This window comes from Pseudomonadota bacterium (genome assembly GCA_037200975.1).
Lineage (GTDB): Bacteria > Pseudomonadota > Gammaproteobacteria > Steroidobacterales > Steroidobacteraceae > CADEED01.
The window spans coordinates 2,064,231-2,080,493 of the sequence record JBBCGI010000001.1 but is presented as its reverse complement, the minus strand read 5'-3'; the positions used below and the strand labels follow the sequence as shown (position 1 = coordinate 2,080,493).

The following is a 16,263-nucleotide window of genomic DNA, read 5'->3' as shown; positions in this document are numbered from 1 at the left end:
TTCAGTTGCTCGTGTTGCGGCGTGCCGCGCTTTTCGATTCGCTCTTGAGTTTTGTCTTTCCCGGATGGAGCAGCGGCACTTCGAGCGTCGCGTCTTCGACGAAGGCGCGCATGCCCGCGATGATCCGGTTCAGCAAGGGAGCGAGTTCCTCGGCGGGCACCGCGCGGCCGAAAAGATGACCCTGCCCTTCGGGGCACACAAATTCCTGCAGTGAGGCGAGTTGCGCGGCCGATTCCACGCCCTCGGCAACCACACGGATCTGCAGGCTCTTGCCGAGCGTGATCACGGCGCGCACGATGCTCGCGTCGTCGGGGTTGGTGTTGAGTTCGTGCACGAACGCACGGTCGACCTTGAGCGTGTCGATCGGAAAGCCTTTCAGGTGGCTCAGGCTCGAATAACCGGTACCGAAGTCATCGAGCGCCAGCCGCACGCCCAGCGCCTTGAGTGCATTCAGCACGACTGCGGTCGAGGTCGCGTCCTGCATCAGGAACGTTTCCGTCAGCTCCAGCTCGAGTAGCTGCGGTGCCAGGCCACTCTCGGCGAGAGCCAGACGCACGCCCTCGACGAAATCCCTGTCGCGCAGTTCCGCCGCCGACACATTGATGGCCATTCGCATCGACGGCAGGCCGGCAGCCTCCCAGGTCGCGGCCTGTCGGCAGGCTTCACCGAGAACCCAGCGGCCGATCTGAATGATGAGTCCGCATTCCTCGGCGATCCCGATGAACTGCGCAGGCAGAAACAAGCCGCGCTGGGGATGACGCCAGCGCAGCAGCGCCTCCACGCCGGTGGGTGCGCCGCTCCACAGGTCGAGGATCGGCTGATAGTGCAACACGAATTCATCCTGTGCGATGGCCTGGCGCAAGCCATCTTCGATCGCCTGGCGCTCGAGTGCGCGTACGTTCATGTCCTCACGGAAGAACTGGTAATTGCCGCGGCCGCACTCCTTCGCGTGGTACATCGCAAAATCGGCATTCTTCAACAGCGTTTCCGCATCCTTGCCGTCATCCGGAAAGATGACGACCCCGATGCTCGCGGTGACGTGCACGTTGTGGATATCGATGGAGTAGGGCGCGCTCAACGCCGCGAGAATCTTCTCCGCGCGAATGCCGGCGTCCAGGCCGCGGGTCAGCTCCGGCAGCAGGATCACGAACTCATCTCCTCCCTGGCGGCTGACCGTGTCCGAGGTGCGCACGCAGCCCAGCAGCCGCTGTGCCATCAGGATCAGCAGGCGATCGCCGACATCGTGGCCGAGCGAGTCGTTGACGTTTTTGAAGCGATCCACGTCGAGGTACATGACGGCGAGCTTCTGCGAGTGCCGATGCGCAAGCGCCATGCCCTGCCTCAGGCGGTCATGGAACAGGAGTCGGTTGGGGAGATCTGTCAGGCTGTCGTGCTGCGCCTGGTGTGACATCCTGAGCGACAGCGCGCGCGTCGAGCTCACGTCGTGGAAGACCATCACCGCGCCCGTGACCTGCCCGCGGCGATCGTGAATAGGCGCCGCCGAATCTTCGATCGCGGCCTCGACTCCGTCGCGCCTGCTCAAAACGCTGTTCGGGGCGAGCAGAACGGTGCGATTCTCGCTCATGGCCGCAGCCATCGGATTCACCGCGACTTTACGGGTGCTCGCATCCAGCACGCGAAACACCTCATCGACGTGACGTCCCGCCGCTTCGGCTCGTGCCCAGCCGGTCAGGGCTTCCGCGACCGTATTGAGATATGTCACCCGGCCGCCGTTGTCGCAGCTCATCACGGCGTCGCCGATCGAATTGAGAGTGACCTCGGCGCGTTCTTTCTCTTCGAAGAGGGCGCCGGTCATTGCCGCGCGATCGATCATGCTCGCCACCGCCTTTGGCAGCAGATAGTCGTCGAGCCGTGCCTGCAGCAGATAGTCCTGTGCGCCATGCTGCACCGCCTGCCTGGCGATTTCCTCGTGCTCGGACGCGCACAACACGAGGACCGGTATGTGCGGCGCAATCGCGAATATCTGCTCGAAGGTGGTGAGCCCCTGGCTGTCGGGCAGGAACAGGTCAACGAGCACCGCGGCCAGGGCGCCGTCTCCCGGCCGGTCCGCCGTCAGGCGTTGCAAGGCATCGGCGCAGGTCTTGACCCAAACCACCCGCAGCGAAGCGGTGGTGCTGGAGAGCGCCGCTCGTACCGCTGCGGCATCCGCGGAATCGTCCTGGACCAGGAGCACGCTTCGATAGTTAGGCATAGGAATCGGCATCGGCCTGCGGGAGTTTTCCGATCGATTCAACCAGCCGGGCCCGGCGCGTACTGTGCGTTGTCGAACATAGTGGCACGAGCGGAAATCGCAGCCGGATTCTTAAGGGGGATTAGCAGGTAGTTAGCACTCTGTCAGAGTGGTCCCACGGACATGGCGACGCCATAGTTGCCGCAGGGCGGCTGACACTTGTTGTCGAGATTGATCTCGAGGCCGAAGCGTTCCGCCAGCAGCTTCGTGAGTGGCTGGCGCAATGCGTACGCATCGAAGTTCTGCGGATCGCGCACGGCTGCGGAAACCCGTACGTCGTAACGCGGCGAGATCATCCAGAAATCCCGCCGGGCTTCGGGATCCGCCGAGGCCCTCTGTTCCGTCCAGACGGCCGATCGGTGGATCGCGTATACGATCGCCACGATGTCGATGAGGTTCGCGTTGCGGATGAGGACGCCATTTTCATCGGCGACGACGCGATATCGCTCCGCCATGCCGGGCGCCGCCACCGTCATCACGATCCGGCCGCGGCGCAGCGAGAGCGAATTGGCGATGAGCACTTCATGGCGCCGCTGCCGGTCGGCCAGCGCGCCCGCCAGTACCGGCGCGGTGACGATTGCCAGCACGCAGAATGTCATGCAGGCCGTGGCCCAAAAACCGGGGTAAGGCAACACATCGCTGACATCCCGTTCCCGGCGTTCCGCTTCCGCGCGAACGCGGGTTTGCTCGAGCCCGGTGCGGGCGATCGCCATGCGGACACAAAACGCGCTCGCGGCCAGAGCGGCCAACATGGATTGCCAGACCCAGGCGCCTGTCAGGCCGAGCGCGTGCGCGGGTGCGACCAGCGGCGACAGTTCATCCGCGAGTGCGACCAGGCGCGGCGGCGCGGGATCGGGGGAATACGCCACCGGGAAGCCGATCCAGCCGCCGAGCGCGTACAGCCATGCGCACGGGAACATGAACTTCAGCGCTGCCGCGCGCCACAGCCAGAGCCTGAAGGTCGCGCGGTTGGCGCGCGTGATGAATGTGCAGGCCGCGATGCCGCCGCAGAAGAGCAACGATTGCCACAAGTGGTCGACGAACGCCTCCATCAGCGGCTGAACGCACACCTACAAATATGGCTGCGACAACCACATATGTAGTAGTAATTGCGACAAGAACCTGCGAAGCCTCGCATGGGTGTCTATTCCGGAAAATGCGCGCGCGCGAGCGCCAGCGGCCCGCAGGGCGCCTGGCAGCGCTGATTCACGTAGATCTCGAGATCGAAGCGCTCGGCCAGCAGCCTTGTGACCACGCCGCGCAACGCGGCGAGGTCAAAGGATTCCGGCTTGTTCATCGGCTGCGGGGTAGTGAGGCGCACGTCGTAGCGCGGAAAATCCATCCACGTGCTTTCGCCCTGCAGCTGCGAGCCCTGCATTCCATAAGCCAGCGCCACGATGTCGCGCAAGGTGCTGCCCTGGATCAGCACTTCGTGTGTTTTCACCACGACTGTCGGACGTGTATCCGCCTCTGCGGCGACTGCCACCTTGAATTGCGCCGCGGCGAGCGTGCGCGAATTCTGTGTCAGCAGTGCCTGGCGCCGCAGCGCGGTGTCGGCGGCGCCGGTCATCAGCGGGATTCCAGCGCAGGCCAGGGCGCCCAGCAATAACGCATTTGCTTTCACGAGCCCGATGGCCGCCGGACGCGCGCCGGCCAGGATGTGACGGATTCGTTCGGTGAGATTGCCGGACAGCGCGGAGACCGGGAACGCGACGCGCGGGCGACCGATGCAATGCCGGCACACCTCCAGGATGCCCGCTGCGTACACGGAACGATCGTGGCCGTCCTCGAGCACGGCTTCGTCGCAGGCGCGCTCCCGTTCCTCGATCATCTGCCGGCCTATCCACCAGACCGCGGGGTGGAACCAGAACAGCACTTCCACGGCACGATGAACATGCGTCTTGAGATTGTCGTAGCGGCGGATGTGCTCGCGTTCGTGCGCCAGCACCGCATTCATCTGCGTGCCGGTCAATCTCCCGAGCAGCGCGACCGGCAGCAACACCACCGGATGGAAACTTCCCGCCACGGCCGGTTCGACATCCGCATCCGTGACGCGTGCATCGGGCGGTGCGCCCGGCGCCGATCGCGCGGCCCTGGCCAGCGCATCTGCTGCGCGCCACGCCGCGAGCCAGCGCGCCGCCACTATTGCTGCGCCGGCCAGCCACGCTGCGAACAATATCGCGGTGAAAAATCCGTCACCTCCCGAGGCCACGACGTGCAGCGACGCCGGCGACACCACCGGCCCGACCGCCTGCACCGCCGGATCGAAGAAAAATGGCTCGCTGCCGACCGGCGTGGGTAAACCTGCCCAGGAACCCAGGCCATACAGCGCCGCGAACGGCACGAGGAACTTCACCGACGCCGTCAACCACAATGAATGGCGCAGGGCCGCGCCGTTCGACCGGCAAAGCCGCGCGATTCCCCAGACACCGGCGCAGAACAGCGTCGACTGCCACAGGTGATCGAGCAGCGCAGGGATCACTTGTTCTTTTCCCTGGCGTCGTGTGTGCGCAGCACCTCGAGGGCATCGTCGATGTCTTCGCGCGAGATCTTGCCCATCTCGACGAGATGCGCCATCACCGGGCGCACGCTGCCGCCAAACAACCCGATGATTTCCTTGAGCAGGCGCGTCTGTACCGAGGCGCGCGACGTCGTGGCTTCGAATACGTGTGCGTTGCCGATCTTGCGGGTGCGGCGCACGGCGCCCTTGGTTTCGAGCCGGTACACCATGGTCTGCACGGTGGTGTAGGCGGGGCGGCCCTTCTTCACGACCGCTTCGTGGATCTCGCGGATCGAGCAGGCGCCGCGGCTCCAGAACTCCGACATGATGCGCAACTCGAGCGCGCTGAGTTTCGGCTGTGCCACGCAACCTCCGCTGTGGATTGTCGTTGACTCTATGACAGCTGTAGTAGAAAAGGCAAGATGGTAACGGCGGCGAGCTGCCTGGCCCCGGGCGAAGCGCGCCGCGCGTTCAGGACAACCCCCTCAACATTCCTTGAGCGGGTTCGCGTCGTCCGCCAGTTTCGCGCGGTCCGGCCGCGCGCGCGCGGGAATCATCTTGCGCGCCGCCATCTGGTCCTTGGTGTGATTCACCGTTTCCACGGCTAACAACTCGCCGGCCTTGAGATAACAGACGCTGAACGCGCGTGACGCGGGATCGCCGCGCACGATCATCTCGTCGAACCCGTGCGTCAGCCCGACGATCACCAGCTTGAGATCGAACTGATCCGACCAGAACCACGGCACCTTGTCGTGCGGGGTTGCGATGCCCAGCATGTTGAGCGCCGCGCTCGTGCCCTGTTCGAACGCGTTGTCCACGGATTCCAGCCGCACGCGCGTTCCATAATGGATGCTCGGGTGCCGTGCGTTGTCGCCCGCCGCCCAGATGTGCGGGTCCGAAGTGCGGCAAAATTCGTCGACGAGGATTCCGCGATCGCAGTCGATGCCGGCATCGCGCGCCAATGCGTCCATACCCTCGACGCCGACCGCGACGAGCACGAAATCCGCGGCGATCTCGCTGCCATCGGCGAGACGCACCGCGGCCACCCGCTGTGCGCCCACCGCGGCACGGTGCGCGGCGGCGGCGTCCGTCATCGAATCCGCTGCGACGAGCGCGGCGACCGCCACGCCGCACCGCAGCTGCACCCCATGACGCCGGTGCTCATCCTGGTAGAACCGCGAGACCACCGGAGCCGCCACCCGGTTCATCACGCGGTCCGCGGCTTCGAGCACGGTGACTTCGAGCCCGGCCTCCCGGCACGTGGCCGCAACCTCGAGGCCGATGTACCCACCACCTACGATCACCACCCGCCGGCCCGGTGCGAGCTCCGGGCGCAGGCGATCCACATCGGCGACGCTGCGCAGGTAGTGCACGCCGGCCAGTTCCGCTCCGGGCAACGTCAGCCGGCGAGGGTGGCTGCCGGTGGCCAGCAGCAGTCGGTCGTATTCGATCGCACTGCCGTCGGCCACTTCGACCCGGCGCCGCGCGCGATCGATACGCACGGCCGCGAATCCGAGCCGCATGTCGACGGCATGCCCGGCGTAGTGCGCCGCGTGCCGGATCAACAGGCGGTCGCGCTCGAACGTGCCGGCCAGGAATTTCTTGGACAGCGGCGGACGTTGGTAGGGCAGCAGCGCCTCATCGCCGATCAACGTGAGCGCGCCGGTGTGCCCCCGCTTGCGCAGAGTCTCCACCGCTTGCGCCGCAGCCTGTCCAGCGCCGACTATCACGATCCGACTGTCCAACTGACTACTCATCCCACACACCTATATAGATAAGAGAGACCGTCGCCCCCGGTTCCGGCGCACCAATTGTGGGCGATGCCGGATCGAGCGCGCTAAATTAGGGCCGACAAATTCTCGCTGCGGGCGGCCAATACTGAAATTGCCGCTATGTTGAGCTTTCGGGATACTGGCACGGAAGGTGCACTGCGATTAAGGCTCGCCGATGTCGGCGTCCAGATTCACTAAAGAATTGGGAGATAACGAAATGAAATTGGTCACCGCCATCATCAAGCCTTTCAAACTCGACGACGTGCGCGCGGCGCTGTCCGAGATCGGCGTATCCGGCATGACGGTGACGGAGGTGAAGGGTTTCGGTCGCCAGCGCGGCCATACCGAACTCTATCGCGGCGCTGAGTACGTCGTGGACTTCGTCCCGAAAACCAAAATTGAAGTCGCCGTTCGCAGCGACCTGGTCGATCAAGTCATCGAAGCGATTCTGAAGGCTGCCAAGACCGGCAAGGTCGGCGACGGCAAGATCTTCATTACCGATATCGATCGCGTCATCCGCATCCGCACCGGCGAGACGGACAACTCGGCGCTGTAACGCGCGACCAAAACCGCAACTGTTGATGTACGACGGCCCGCTGCTCTTCCGGCAGCGGGCCGCCGTTTGACGGTGTGGTGCGGCCACCGGGAATACCTGCCGCCCTCCTGGTGAAGGCCCTATCTACCGGGCGCTGGTGGCGTTCGGCAGCGCCGAAGAACACCAAACCAAAAGACTGGATTTCTCGCCGAACACGGTGAGCGGAGTTACTCTCCCGGACCCCAAGGTTCCCGGAGTTGCCCATGACGCGCGCCATCCGCATTCACGAAACCGGCGGGCCGGAGGTCATGCGGCTCGAGGACGTCGAGGTCGGGCCGCCTGCCGCGGGCGAAGTGCAGCTGCGCCATACCGCCATCGGCCTCAATTTCATCGACGTCTACGATCGCTCGGGTCTCTATCCGCAGAAATCGATGCCAGCCGGGCTTGGCCGCGAAGCCGCGGGCGTGGTCACGGCAGTCGGCAAGAAGGTGCGTGGCTTCAAGGTGGGCGATCGGGTGGGATACGTCCACAGCGTTCCCGGGTCGTACAGCGAGCTGCGCAATGTGCCGGCCGCACCGCTGGTGAAGATTCCCGCGGGCGTCAGCGACGAGCAGGCGGCGGTGCTCATGCTCAAGGGCATGACGGTTTGTTATCTGCTGCGCCACACGCACCGCGTGCGGCGCGGCGATGTCATCGTGCTGCACGCGGCGGCAGGTGGTTTGGGACTGATGTTGTCGCAATGGGCCAAGGCGTTGGGCGTCACCGTGATCGGCATCGTCGGCAACGACGAGAAGGCGCGGCTTGCGCGCAAGAACGGCTGCAAACACGTGCTGGTCCGCGGCCGCGACGATGTCGTGGCGTCGGTGCGAAAGCTGACCAAAGGCGTGGGCGCCGACGTGGTCTACGATTCGGTGGGCAAGGATACGTTCTTCGAATCGCTCGATTGCCTGCGCCGGCGCGGACACATGGTGAGCTTCGGCAACGCCTCCGGCCCGGTGGCGCCGTTCGTTCCGGCGGAACTCGCCAAGCGCGGTTCGCTGACGCTGACGCGCCCGACGTTGTACGACTACACCGCGACCCGCAAGGATCTCGAGAGCGTGGCGCGCGAAACTTTCGCCGCGGTGAAGAAGAAGTGGGTGAAGGTCGCGATCAACCAGCGCTACCAACTGGCCGACGCCGCGCAGGCGCATCGCGATCTCGAAGGCCGGAAGACCACCGGCGCGACGGTCATCTTGCCCGCTTGAGGAAGTAAGACCAGTCGGGTCCGCGTATCACGAGTTCGTCCGCGCGCGGGTCGAAGCGCAGGAAGTAGCCGATCTCGCGCAGCTCGAACTCGTGGCCGCCGAGTGCGGTGAGCTGGAAATCCCGATTCTGGAGCGTGACGATGGGCGCATCCGTGCCGGCTTTCACGGCGAGCTGGATCGGTTGGTCGGGCGGCCGGAACTGCCGGAACGCGGTCTGCTGCGGCAAACCACCGGCCGAACGCCATTCGCCGACGTACGCGGCCTGCTGCGCGGTAGTTAGCTTGGCTGGTTCGAAGGTCGGCGGCTTGCGCCCTCGCTCGAAGATGAGCGCCAGCGCTTCGTCGACGATCTCGTCCATCGACAACACTGAGGCATTGGTCGCGTAGGAGATTGAAATGCCGCTGTCCGGGAAATGATAGACGCAGGAGCGAAAGCCTTCGATGTTGCCGCCGTGGCCGTAACCTTTCTGGCCCGCGACCTCGTAAGGCCACAAGCCCATTCCCGACCCGCCATCCTGGTCGCGCATGTTTGCCAGCGAGTGTGCGGTCACGATCTTCGTCGCGAACAGCGCATCGATGAATTGCACGAGCTCCGCGGGCGTGGAGATCAGCCCGTCGGCGCCGCCGTGGATGGACGGGTCCGTCGGCGTCAGCGCCACCCAGCCACCGGGCGTGAGCTGGTAGGAAATACTCTCGAGGCTCGCGATGCCGCCGCCGGCGTAATACGTGCGCGACATTCCGAGCTTGGCGCTGATCTGGCGCTGCAGGATCTCGTCGTACGAACGCTCGTAGATCTTTTCGAGCACGTAGCCGAGCAATAGATAGTTGCTGTTGTTGTACTCGACGCGCTCGCGCGGCGGAAACTTCGCGCCTGCGGTGGTGATGATCTGCAGTATCTGCGCGTGTGTCTTCGGTGTCGTGCGCCACGTCTGGAAATTCGCCACGCCGGTGTAGTCGGCCAGGCCGCTGCGATGCTGCAGCAGGTCGCGGTAGGTGATGTCGAGTGCGTTCGGCAGGTCGGGGTAGAACTCCGCCAATTTGCTGTCGAGCGTGATGCTCGCGCCTTCGACCAGCTGCATGACCAGTACGGCAGTGAAGAGCCCGGAAACGGAGCCGATGCGGTACCGCGTGGCGGTCTCGGTGGGTTCCTGCTTGCCGTTCGCGATCCTGGCGAAACCCACCGCGCGTTGGTACTTGAGCACGCCGCGTTCCGAGATGGCGATGCTGCCGTTCGCGAGCTGGTGATTTGCCAGCGCGTCGAAGTAGGCGTCCATCTTTTTTGCCGGGACAGACACCTTCGTGTCCGCGGCGGGGCAGAGCGTGGAGGCGACAGCCAGCAGCGTCGCGGACAGCCATCGACGCGTGGACATCCGGTGGGCGCTGGTTATCTGACTACGTGAAGCGCGCGGGCATTACGCCCGACCGCGAGCGCACCCGAACGCACCACCTCGACGATGTCGGTGCGCTCACCCAGGTGGCTCACGAAAGTATTCACTTCCGCTTCACTCGCCGTGAGCTCGACCACGAAGCCCTCGGGCGACGGCTCGAGCACGCGGCCACCCGCGCGCACCACGTAACCGCGCACGGAGTCGATCAGCTGGGGTTCCACGCGCAGCTTGAGCACCACGAGCTCGCGCTCGATGTGTTCGCCGCGTGTCAGGTCTTCCACCGCCACCACGTCGATGAGCTTGTTGAGCTGGTTGACGATCTGCAGGATCACGCCGTCCGCACCCTTGGTCGTGAGCGTCACGCGCGATACAGAAGGGTCATCCGTGGCCGCCACCGACAGCGACTCGATGTTGTAACCGCGGGTGGAAAAAAGCCCGGTGACGCGGGTGAGCGCACCGGCCTCGTTCTGCAAATGGATGGCGATGATATGACGCATGAAAGAGCAGGCTGGGGCTGACGAAACGGCGGCCAGAATAGCGGGTTGCGCCCCATCCATTCAACGAAAGCCTGCAAACTGCTAGGCTCCGGCAGCCATGGCCAATCCCCCCAAAGTCCGAGATTTGTCTTCGCAGGCGAAGCCTGCGAACCCCTCCATCCAGCATCCGCTCGCCGGCCAGAAGATGACCGGCGCGGAGATGATCGTCCAGGTATTGGCGGACGAGGGTGTATCGACGATTTTCGGCTACAGCGGCGGCGCCATCCTGCCCACGTACGACGCGGTCTTCTGCTACAACGAGGCGCGCCGCGACAAGGGCGAGCCGCAGATGCCGCTCATCGTGCCCGCCAACGAGCAGGGCGCGGGCTTCATGGCGGCGGGATACGCGCGCGCCAGCGGCCGCGTCGGCTGCTGCATCGTCACCTCCGGCCCGGGTGCGACCAACACGGTCACACCCATCCGCGACTCGATGGCCGATTCCATTCCGATCGTCGTGATCTGCGGCCAGGTGCCGCGGAGCGCGATCGGTACGGACGCATTCCAGGAAGCGCCGGTGCCGTCGATCATGGGCTCGGTCGCCAAACACATCTTCCTCGTCACCGATCCGGAAAAGCTCGAAGCGACGGTGCGCACCGCGTTCGAGATCGCGCGCACGGGCCGGCCGGGTCCGGTCGTCATCGACGTGCCGAAAGACGTGCAGAACTGGTCGGGAGAATTCAAGGGCACGGGCTCGCTGCCGATGCCAGGCTACCGCAAGCGCCTCGAGACGCTAACTACCGACATCATCGACGCCACCGAGGCGAACCACTTCTTCGAGATGCTGGGCGAATCGCAGCGGCCGCTCATCTATGCGGGCGGCGGCGTGATCAACGGCAACGCGGCGGCCGAACTGCGCGAATTCAGCCAGGCTTTCGGCATTCCGGTGGTCACCACGTTGATGGGCATCGGCGCGGTCGACACCACCGACAAACTCTCGATGCGCATGCTGGGCATGCACGGCCAGGCGTTCGCCAATTATGCGGTGGACGACTGCGATTTCCTCATCGCCATCGGCGCGCGTTTCGACGACCGGGTGGCCGGCAATCCCGCCAAGTTCGCGCCGGGCGCCAAGTACATCGCGCACTTCGACATCGATCGCGCCGAGATCAACAAGGTGAAACGCGTGCAGTGGAGCCACGTCGGCCTGCTGCCCGAGGCGCTGCGCACGCTCACGACGCACGGTAAACGCGCCGGCTTCGAGCGCGATCGTACCCAGTGGCTGGCACACCTCGACGAGCTGCGCACCAAGTACGCGATGAATTACGACCGCGGCAGCGAAAAGATCCAGCCTTACTACGTGCTCGAAGAGATCAATCGCATAACGAAAGGCGAGGCCATCATCTCCACCGGCGTCGGCCAGCACCAGATGTGGTCCGCGCAGTATTTCGACTTCAAGCAGCCGCGGCTGTGGCTCACCTCCGGCTCGATGGGCACCATGGGTTTCGGCCTGCCGGCGGCCGTCGGTGCGCAGTTCGCGCGGCGCGACAAACTCGTCATCGACATCGATGGCGACGCCTCGGTGCGCATGAACATCGGCGAAATGGAAACCGTCACCACCTACAGCCTTCCCATCAAGGTCGTCGTGCTCAACAACAACGGCGACGGCATGGTCAAGCAGTGGCAGAAGCTGTTCCACAAGGGGCGCCTGTCGGCCTCCGAGAAGACGCTGCACACCAAGGATTTCATCAAGGCCGCGCAGGCGGACGGCTTCAAGTACGCGGTGCGCCTCGACCGGAAGTCCGACGTACCCACCGTGATCGAGCAGTTCCTCGCGTTCGAGGGCGCAGCCTTCCTCGAAGTGATGATCGATCCCGATGCCGGCGTGTACCCGATGGTCGGCCCGGGCCAGCCATACGCGGCGATGATCACGGGCGACTGGATCCCTTCGCGCAAGAAGGTCGACGTCAAGCCGCCCGGCGCGAGTGAAATGTTCTAACTACGGGCCGATGCGATGAAGTACCTGCATACCATGGTGCGCGTCACCGACGTCGACGCCTCGCTCAAGTTCTATTGCGACGCACTGGGTCTCGAAGTGCTCAACCGCAAGGACTTCCCGCAGGGCAAGTTCACGCTCATTTTCCTCGCGGCACCGGGCGATGGCACCGCGCAGGTCGAGCTCACGCACAACTGGGACCCCGAGCCCTACGGTGGTGGCCGCAATTTCGGCCATCTGGCTTATGCGGTGGATGACATCTATGCCACCTGCGAGCGCCTGCAAAAACACGGCGTGACGATCAATCGCCCGCCGCGCGACGGCCGCATGGCTTTCGTGCGTTCGCCGGACAACATCTCCATCGAACTACTGCAGAAAGACGGCTCGTTGCCGCCGCGCGAGCCCTGGGTGTCGATGGCGAACACCGGCGTCTGGTGAAGCCGCCTTCATCCGACCGCCGGGCCGCGTTTCGCAGTGGCCAGCGCGCGATCGTTCCCTCGCTGTTCGGCGCCGGAGCCTGGGGCATGGTCAGCGGCGTGGCCATGGTCAAGGGCGGCCTCGCGGTGCCGTGGGCCATCATGATGTCTTTGCTGGTGTACGCCGGATCGGCGCAGCTCGCGGCGCTGCCGCTGATCGTGGCCGGTGCGCCGCTATGGGTGATCGTCGCCACCGGGCTGGTCACCAATTTGCGCTTCGTCATCTACAGCGCCGCGTTGCGGCCGTACTTCGTGGATCAGCCGGCGCGCAAACGCGCCGCGATCGGCTTCTTCATGACGGATTTCACGTTCGCGCTGTTCATGCGTTACGCGCAGGAAGGCAAACTACCCGGCCGCGATCGTGACGCCTGGTTCGCCGGCGTCTGCACCAACAACTGGGTGACCTGGCAGGTTTCCGCGCTCACCGGCATCGTGGCGGCCAGCTACGTGCCGACTGACTGGGGACTCGAATTCACCGGCACGCTGGCGCTGGTCGCGCTGGTCGGCCCGAGCCTGGTCACGCGCCCGGCGCTCTCGGGCGCCATCGTCGGGGCGGTGGTGGCGCTGCTCGCATATCACCTGCCTTTCAAGCTCGGCCTGTTCTGCGGCGCCATCGCCGGCATCGCCGCCGCGACGCTGACGGATGCCTGGCAGCAGCGTTCGCCGCCCGCGCCAGCGGAGTCGGCATGAACGATCCGGTCTCCGGAATCGCGCTGGGCGTGGTGATCGTCGGGCTGGCGCTCTCGACCTTCGTCACGCGGACGTCCTTTCTCGTCGCGGGCGCGCGTCTGCGGTTGAGTCATCGCGTCGAAGTCGCGCTGCGTTACGCGCCGGTGTGCACGCTGGCCGCCATCATCGTGCCGGACGTGCTGATGCACGGCCCGCACGCGACGCTCGATCTCTCGATGCTCAATCCGCGCCTGATCGGCGCGGCGGCCACCGGGCTGTGGCTGTGCTGGTCGCGCAACATTTTCGGTTGCCTGGCGATCGGGATGGGCGCTTACAGCCTGGCCCGGCTCTATCTATAACCTGGGCCGCGGCAACAGCCACGCGTACAGCGTCAGCAACACCCACCAGACGAGTGCCGCGCTCGCGAGGTCGTGCGACAGGAAATGCGCGCCGCGCGCCTGCTGCCCGATCGAGAACGTCACTCCGATGCCGATTCCGAGCGCCAGCGCCCAACGCGCCGCGACCCGGCAGCGGTCGCGCAGCGCGAAAAAAATGCTCATGAGTGCGAATCCCGACGACGAATGCGCACCCGGAAAACACTGCGCGCGGGGTAGATAGTCCGGGCGATCGGAGAACAGGGCGACGTACGGGCGGTCGCCGCCGAACCCGGTGAGGTCCCAGGGGCAGTCGACGTTGGTCGACACCTTGAGCAGGCCGACCAGCGCGGTCGACGCGGCAATGCCGACGAACACGTACAACGCCTCGCACCGCCACGGCGCCAGCCGCGCGACTTTGAATGACATCGCCCATGCCGCGAGCGCCAGTACCGCGGCGCCACGCACTACCCAGCGCCCCGCGTCATGGATGAGATCGTGCGCCCACCAGTCGCCGGCTCCCGCACCGAGCCAGCCGCGGTTGGCGGAATAAAACAGCGCATGGGCGATCGGCCGGTCGAACTGGCCGAGCTCGAGCAGCGCGAAGGCCGTCAACAGGCACATGCCGGGCCACAGGACCAGCGCGCGCCAATCACGCAGATTCATCATCAGTTGTAGCGGCGCTCGTGGAACAGCTCGGAGGCCGTCTGGTAGTAGGCGATGGCGAGGTCGTTCAGCTCGGCGTTGTGCGGCGCACGGCGGTACGAATCGGTGGCGACGTCGTAGAAGAAATTCTCGGTGCTCTTCTGCAAGCCGAGGATCGCCAGCTGGTTGCCGCGCAGGATGGCGACGTCATGATTGTGGCTGAAGAACACCACGCGGTCGGCGGCATTCGTGTGCAATACGTCCTGGCCGAAGAACGGCGCATGATAGGGCAGGCCTAACAAGCCCAGCACCGTCGGCGCGACGTCGATCTGCGTCGTCAGCGCGTCCACGCGCTGCGGCTTCAGGTATTTCGGTGCGTAGATCAGCATCGGAATCTCGTAGCTCTTGATCGGGATGTCCTGCTTGCCGTACACACGCGCGCCGTGGTCGGCCACCACGATGAACACGGTGTTGTCGAACCAGCCGTGGCGCTCGGCCTGCTCGAGGAAATAACCCTGCGCGAAGTCCGCGTAACGCACGCCGGATTCGCGGCCCCCGCCCACCGGCTTCACGCCCGGAACGCCGGTGCGGAACGTGAACGGCTTGTGATTGGACGTGTTCATGACGATGGCGAAGAACGGCTTGCCGCGCTTCGACAGATCGTCGAAATGATCGAGCGCCAGATCGAACAGATCCTCGTCGGAGACACCCCAGATGTTTTCGAAGCGCGTCGGTTTCTTGATCGATTTGCGATCGAGCACTTCGAAGCCGTTGTTGGCATAGAAATAGTTCATGTTGTCGAAGTAGCCGTAGCCGCCGTACAGAAAGCTGGTGTTGTAGCCCTGGGCGCGCATCACCGAGCCCCAGTTGGCGATGTTCTCGTTGCCGGGGCGGCGCACGATCGAGACACTCGGGATCGGCGGAAAGGACGCGGTGATGGCCTCGAGCCCGCGCACCGTGCGTGTGCCCGAGGCGTACATGTGGCGGAACCACAAGCTCTTCTGCGCGAAGCGGTCGAACTCGGGCGTCCAGTCGCGCTGACTGCCGTAGAGTTTCGAGAACTCCGCGCCGAACGATTCGCTGGCGATCACCACCACGTTCATCTTGCCGAGTCCGTCGTCGCGCGCGGGAAATTCCCGGTCGATACGGCCCTCTGCGAGACGCGTGAACTCACCGCCGCCCTGCGACAGCGCCTTCTCGAGCTCCGCGAGATTCTGCTGGCGATCGCGGCTGGCGTAATACGCGCCGTAATCGATTTCGCTGGTGCGCATCGCACGGAAGAAACTCATGGCGCCGTTGGTGGCCAGTTCGTTGGCCACGCGGTTACGCGACAGGCTCAAGGTGCTGCTCTGGAACGTCAACGCCGCCACCGCCGCCACGGCGGCATACAGGGCCAGCGCGCCGAAGCGCTGCTTGCGCGTGACCGGCAGCGCCGCGCCCGCGCGCAGCTGCCTGCGCAGCAACAGCACCATCACCGCGGCCAGCGCCGCGCCCGCGACCAGCACGGTGAAGACGGGGTACTCGCTGCGGATGTCGCCCACGACTTCGGTGGGATACATCAGGTAGTCCACCGATACCAGGTTGAAGCGCGAATCGAATTCCTCGAAGAAAAAATACTCCGCCACCGCGACGAAGGTGAGGCCGAACATCCACAGGAACGCGCCCACCACGATGCCGGCATTCACGGCCCGGGAGGCACGCCAGCGATCGGACAACAAGGCGAGAAACAGCGCGAACGGCGCCAGTAGATAGAGCGCCTGGACGCCGTCGGAGATGGCGCCGGCGGGAAATATCCACAGCAGCGAGGGCAACGAGACCTGCTGTTCGAAGCCGAACTGCGCCCACAGCACCAGACGCAGCGCCGCTCCCAATGCGACGTACCACGCCGTCAGCGTGACCAGCGGCCAGAAGCGCGCGAGTGAAGGGTATCGTTCGATCATG

At 65.0% G+C, this 16,263-nt stretch carries 16 protein-coding genes; 7 read left to right on the top strand and 9 right to left on the bottom strand.

All coding sequences use genetic code 11. From position 1 onward, the window contains the following. Position 1: 1 nt before the first annotated feature. Together WDO72_09180 and WDO72_09175 are read right to left on the bottom strand one after the other, a co-directional pair. Complete coding sequence (locus WDO72_09180; GenBank protein ID MEJ0085843.1) at positions 2–2,224, bottom strand: EAL domain-containing protein; 2,223 nt, start codon at positions 2,222–2,224, stop codon at positions 2–4. Positions 2,225–2,355: 131 nt separating this feature from the next. Further along, complete coding sequence (locus WDO72_09175) at positions 2,356–3,171, bottom strand: hypothetical protein (protein MEJ0085842.1); 816 nt, start codon at positions 3,169–3,171, stop codon at positions 2,356–2,358. On the opposite strand from WDO72_09175, the gene WDO72_09170 reads away from it, so the two are divergent. Continuing rightward, positions 3,170–3,313, top strand: coding sequence for a hypothetical protein (locus WDO72_09170; GenBank protein MEJ0085841.1), 144 nt, complete (start codon positions 3,170–3,172; stop codon positions 3,311–3,313). The two genes, WDO72_09175 and WDO72_09170, sit on opposite strands and share 2 nt — an antisense overlap. Positions 3,314–3,395: 82 nt before the next feature. On the opposite strand, the gene WDO72_09165 is transcribed toward WDO72_09170, so the two are convergent. The 3 genes from WDO72_09165 to WDO72_09155 all read right to left on the bottom strand — a co-directional run bounded on the left by WDO72_09165 (position 3,396) and on the right by WDO72_09155 (position 6,508). Next, positions 3,396–4,733, bottom strand: coding sequence for a M56 family metallopeptidase (locus WDO72_09165; protein ID MEJ0085840.1), 1,338 nt, complete (start codon positions 4,731–4,733; stop codon positions 3,396–3,398). Continuing rightward, positions 4,730–5,116, bottom strand: a complete 387-nt coding sequence (locus tag WDO72_09160) for a BlaI/MecI/CopY family transcriptional regulator (GenBank protein ID MEJ0085839.1) — start codon at positions 5,114–5,116, stop codon at positions 4,730–4,732. Before WDO72_09160 ends, WDO72_09165 begins: the two co-directional genes overlap by 4 nt. 120 nt (positions 5,117–5,236) lie before the next feature. Continuing rightward, complete coding sequence (locus WDO72_09155) at positions 5,237–6,508, bottom strand: FAD-dependent oxidoreductase (GenBank protein ID MEJ0085838.1); 1,272 nt, start codon at positions 6,506–6,508, stop codon at positions 5,237–5,239. Positions 6,509–6,740: 232 nt separating this feature from the next. Between WDO72_09155 and glnK the strand changes: the two genes are divergently transcribed. Together glnK and WDO72_09145 are read left to right on the top strand one after the other, a co-directional pair. Beyond that, positions 6,741–7,079 (top strand): P-II family nitrogen regulator, encoded by a 339-nt coding sequence (gene glnK, locus WDO72_09150; GenBank protein MEJ0085837.1) that lies wholly within the window; start codon positions 6,741–6,743, stop codon positions 7,077–7,079. Positions 7,080–7,321: 242 nt separating this feature from the next. Then, positions 7,322–8,302, top strand: coding sequence for a quinone oxidoreductase (locus WDO72_09145; GenBank protein MEJ0085836.1), 981 nt, complete (start codon positions 7,322–7,324; stop codon positions 8,300–8,302). On the opposite strand, the gene WDO72_09140 is transcribed toward WDO72_09145, so the two are convergent. Both WDO72_09140 and ilvN read right to left on the bottom strand, forming a co-directional pair. Then, positions 8,286–9,671 (bottom strand): serine hydrolase domain-containing protein, encoded by a 1,386-nt coding sequence (locus WDO72_09140; GenBank protein ID MEJ0085835.1) that lies wholly within the window; start codon positions 9,669–9,671, stop codon positions 8,286–8,288. The genes WDO72_09145 and WDO72_09140 overlap by 17 nt on opposite strands. 14 nt (positions 9,672–9,685) lie before the next feature. After that, positions 9,686–10,186, bottom strand: coding sequence for an acetolactate synthase small subunit (ilvN, locus tag WDO72_09135; protein ID MEJ0085834.1), 501 nt, complete (start codon positions 10,184–10,186; stop codon positions 9,686–9,688). A 184-nt stretch (positions 10,187–10,370) separates the two neighbouring features. On the opposite strand from ilvN, the gene ilvB reads away from it, so the two are divergent. The 4 genes from ilvB to WDO72_09115 are packed head-to-tail and all read left to right on the top strand — an operon-like array spanning position 10,371 to position 13,662. Further along, complete coding sequence (gene ilvB, locus WDO72_09130) at positions 10,371–12,161, top strand: biosynthetic-type acetolactate synthase large subunit (protein ID MEJ0085833.1); 1,791 nt, start codon at positions 10,371–10,373, stop codon at positions 12,159–12,161. Between the two features lie 15 nt (positions 12,162–12,176). Further along, the gene (locus WDO72_09125; GenBank protein ID MEJ0085832.1) at positions 12,177–12,596 is read left to right on the top strand and encodes a VOC family protein; all 420 of its coding nucleotides are present in this window, start codon (positions 12,177–12,179) and stop codon (positions 12,594–12,596) included. After that, on the top strand, positions 12,593–13,324 hold the full coding sequence (locus WDO72_09120; protein MEJ0085831.1) for an AzlC family ABC transporter permease: 732 nt from the start codon (positions 12,593–12,595) through the stop codon (positions 13,322–13,324). Before WDO72_09125 ends, WDO72_09120 begins: the two co-directional genes overlap by 4 nt. After that, a complete protein-coding gene (locus WDO72_09115) occupies positions 13,321–13,662 on the top strand; it encodes an AzlD domain-containing protein (protein ID MEJ0085830.1) in 342 nt (113 codons plus the stop codon). Before WDO72_09120 ends, WDO72_09115 begins: the two co-directional genes overlap by 4 nt. Here WDO72_09115 and WDO72_09110 read toward each other — a convergent pair. Continuing rightward, complete coding sequence (locus WDO72_09110) at positions 13,657–14,346, bottom strand: phosphatase PAP2 family protein (GenBank protein MEJ0085829.1); 690 nt, start codon at positions 14,344–14,346, stop codon at positions 13,657–13,659. The two genes, WDO72_09115 and WDO72_09110, sit on opposite strands and share 6 nt — an antisense overlap. Further along, on the bottom strand, positions 14,346–16,262 hold the full coding sequence (locus tag WDO72_09105) for an LTA synthase family protein (protein MEJ0085828.1): 1,917 nt from the start codon (positions 16,260–16,262) through the stop codon (positions 14,346–14,348). The genes WDO72_09110 and WDO72_09105 overlap by 1 nt, the downstream gene beginning before the upstream one ends. Position 16,263 lies beyond the last annotated feature (1 nt).

Coding starts and splice junctions, on each gene's coding strand:
- WDO72_09155 (MEJ0085838.1), bottom strand. CDS start 6,508: ATGAGTAGTCAGTTGGACAGTCGGATCGTGATAGTCGGCGCTGGACAG.
- WDO72_09115 (MEJ0085830.1), top strand. CDS start 13,321: ATGAACGATCCGGTCTCCGGAATCGCGCTGGGCGTGGTGATCGTCGGG.
- WDO72_09175 (MEJ0085842.1), bottom strand. CDS start 3,171: ATGTTCCCGTGCGCATGGCTGTACGCGCTCGGCGGCTGGATCGGCTTC.
- glnK (MEJ0085837.1), top strand. CDS start 6,741: ATGAAATTGGTCACCGCCATCATCAAGCCTTTCAAACTCGACGACGTG.
- WDO72_09105 (MEJ0085828.1), bottom strand. CDS start 16,262: ATGATCGAACGATACCCTTCACTCGCGCGCTTCTGGCCGCTGGTCACG.
- ilvB (MEJ0085833.1), top strand. CDS start 10,371: ATGACCGGCGCGGAGATGATCGTCCAGGTATTGGCGGACGAGGGTGTA.
- WDO72_09140 (MEJ0085835.1), bottom strand. CDS start 9,671: ATGTCCACGCGTCGATGGCTGTCCGCGACGCTGCTGGCTGTCGCCTCC.
- WDO72_09110 (MEJ0085829.1), bottom strand. CDS start 14,346: ATGATGAATCTGCGTGATTGGCGCGCGCTGGTCCTGTGGCCCGGCATG.
- WDO72_09170 (MEJ0085841.1), top strand. CDS start 3,170: ATGAACTTCAGCGCTGCCGCGCGCCACAGCCAGAGCCTGAAGGTCGCG.
- WDO72_09145 (MEJ0085836.1), top strand. CDS start 7,322: ATGACGCGCGCCATCCGCATTCACGAAACCGGCGGGCCGGAGGTCATG.
- WDO72_09125 (MEJ0085832.1), top strand. CDS start 12,177: ATGAAGTACCTGCATACCATGGTGCGCGTCACCGACGTCGACGCCTCG.
- WDO72_09180 (MEJ0085843.1), bottom strand. CDS start 2,224: ATGCCGATTCCTATGCCTAACTATCGAAGCGTGCTCCTGGTCCAGGAC.
- ilvN (MEJ0085834.1), bottom strand. CDS start 10,186: ATGCGTCATATCATCGCCATCCATTTGCAGAACGAGGCCGGTGCGCTC.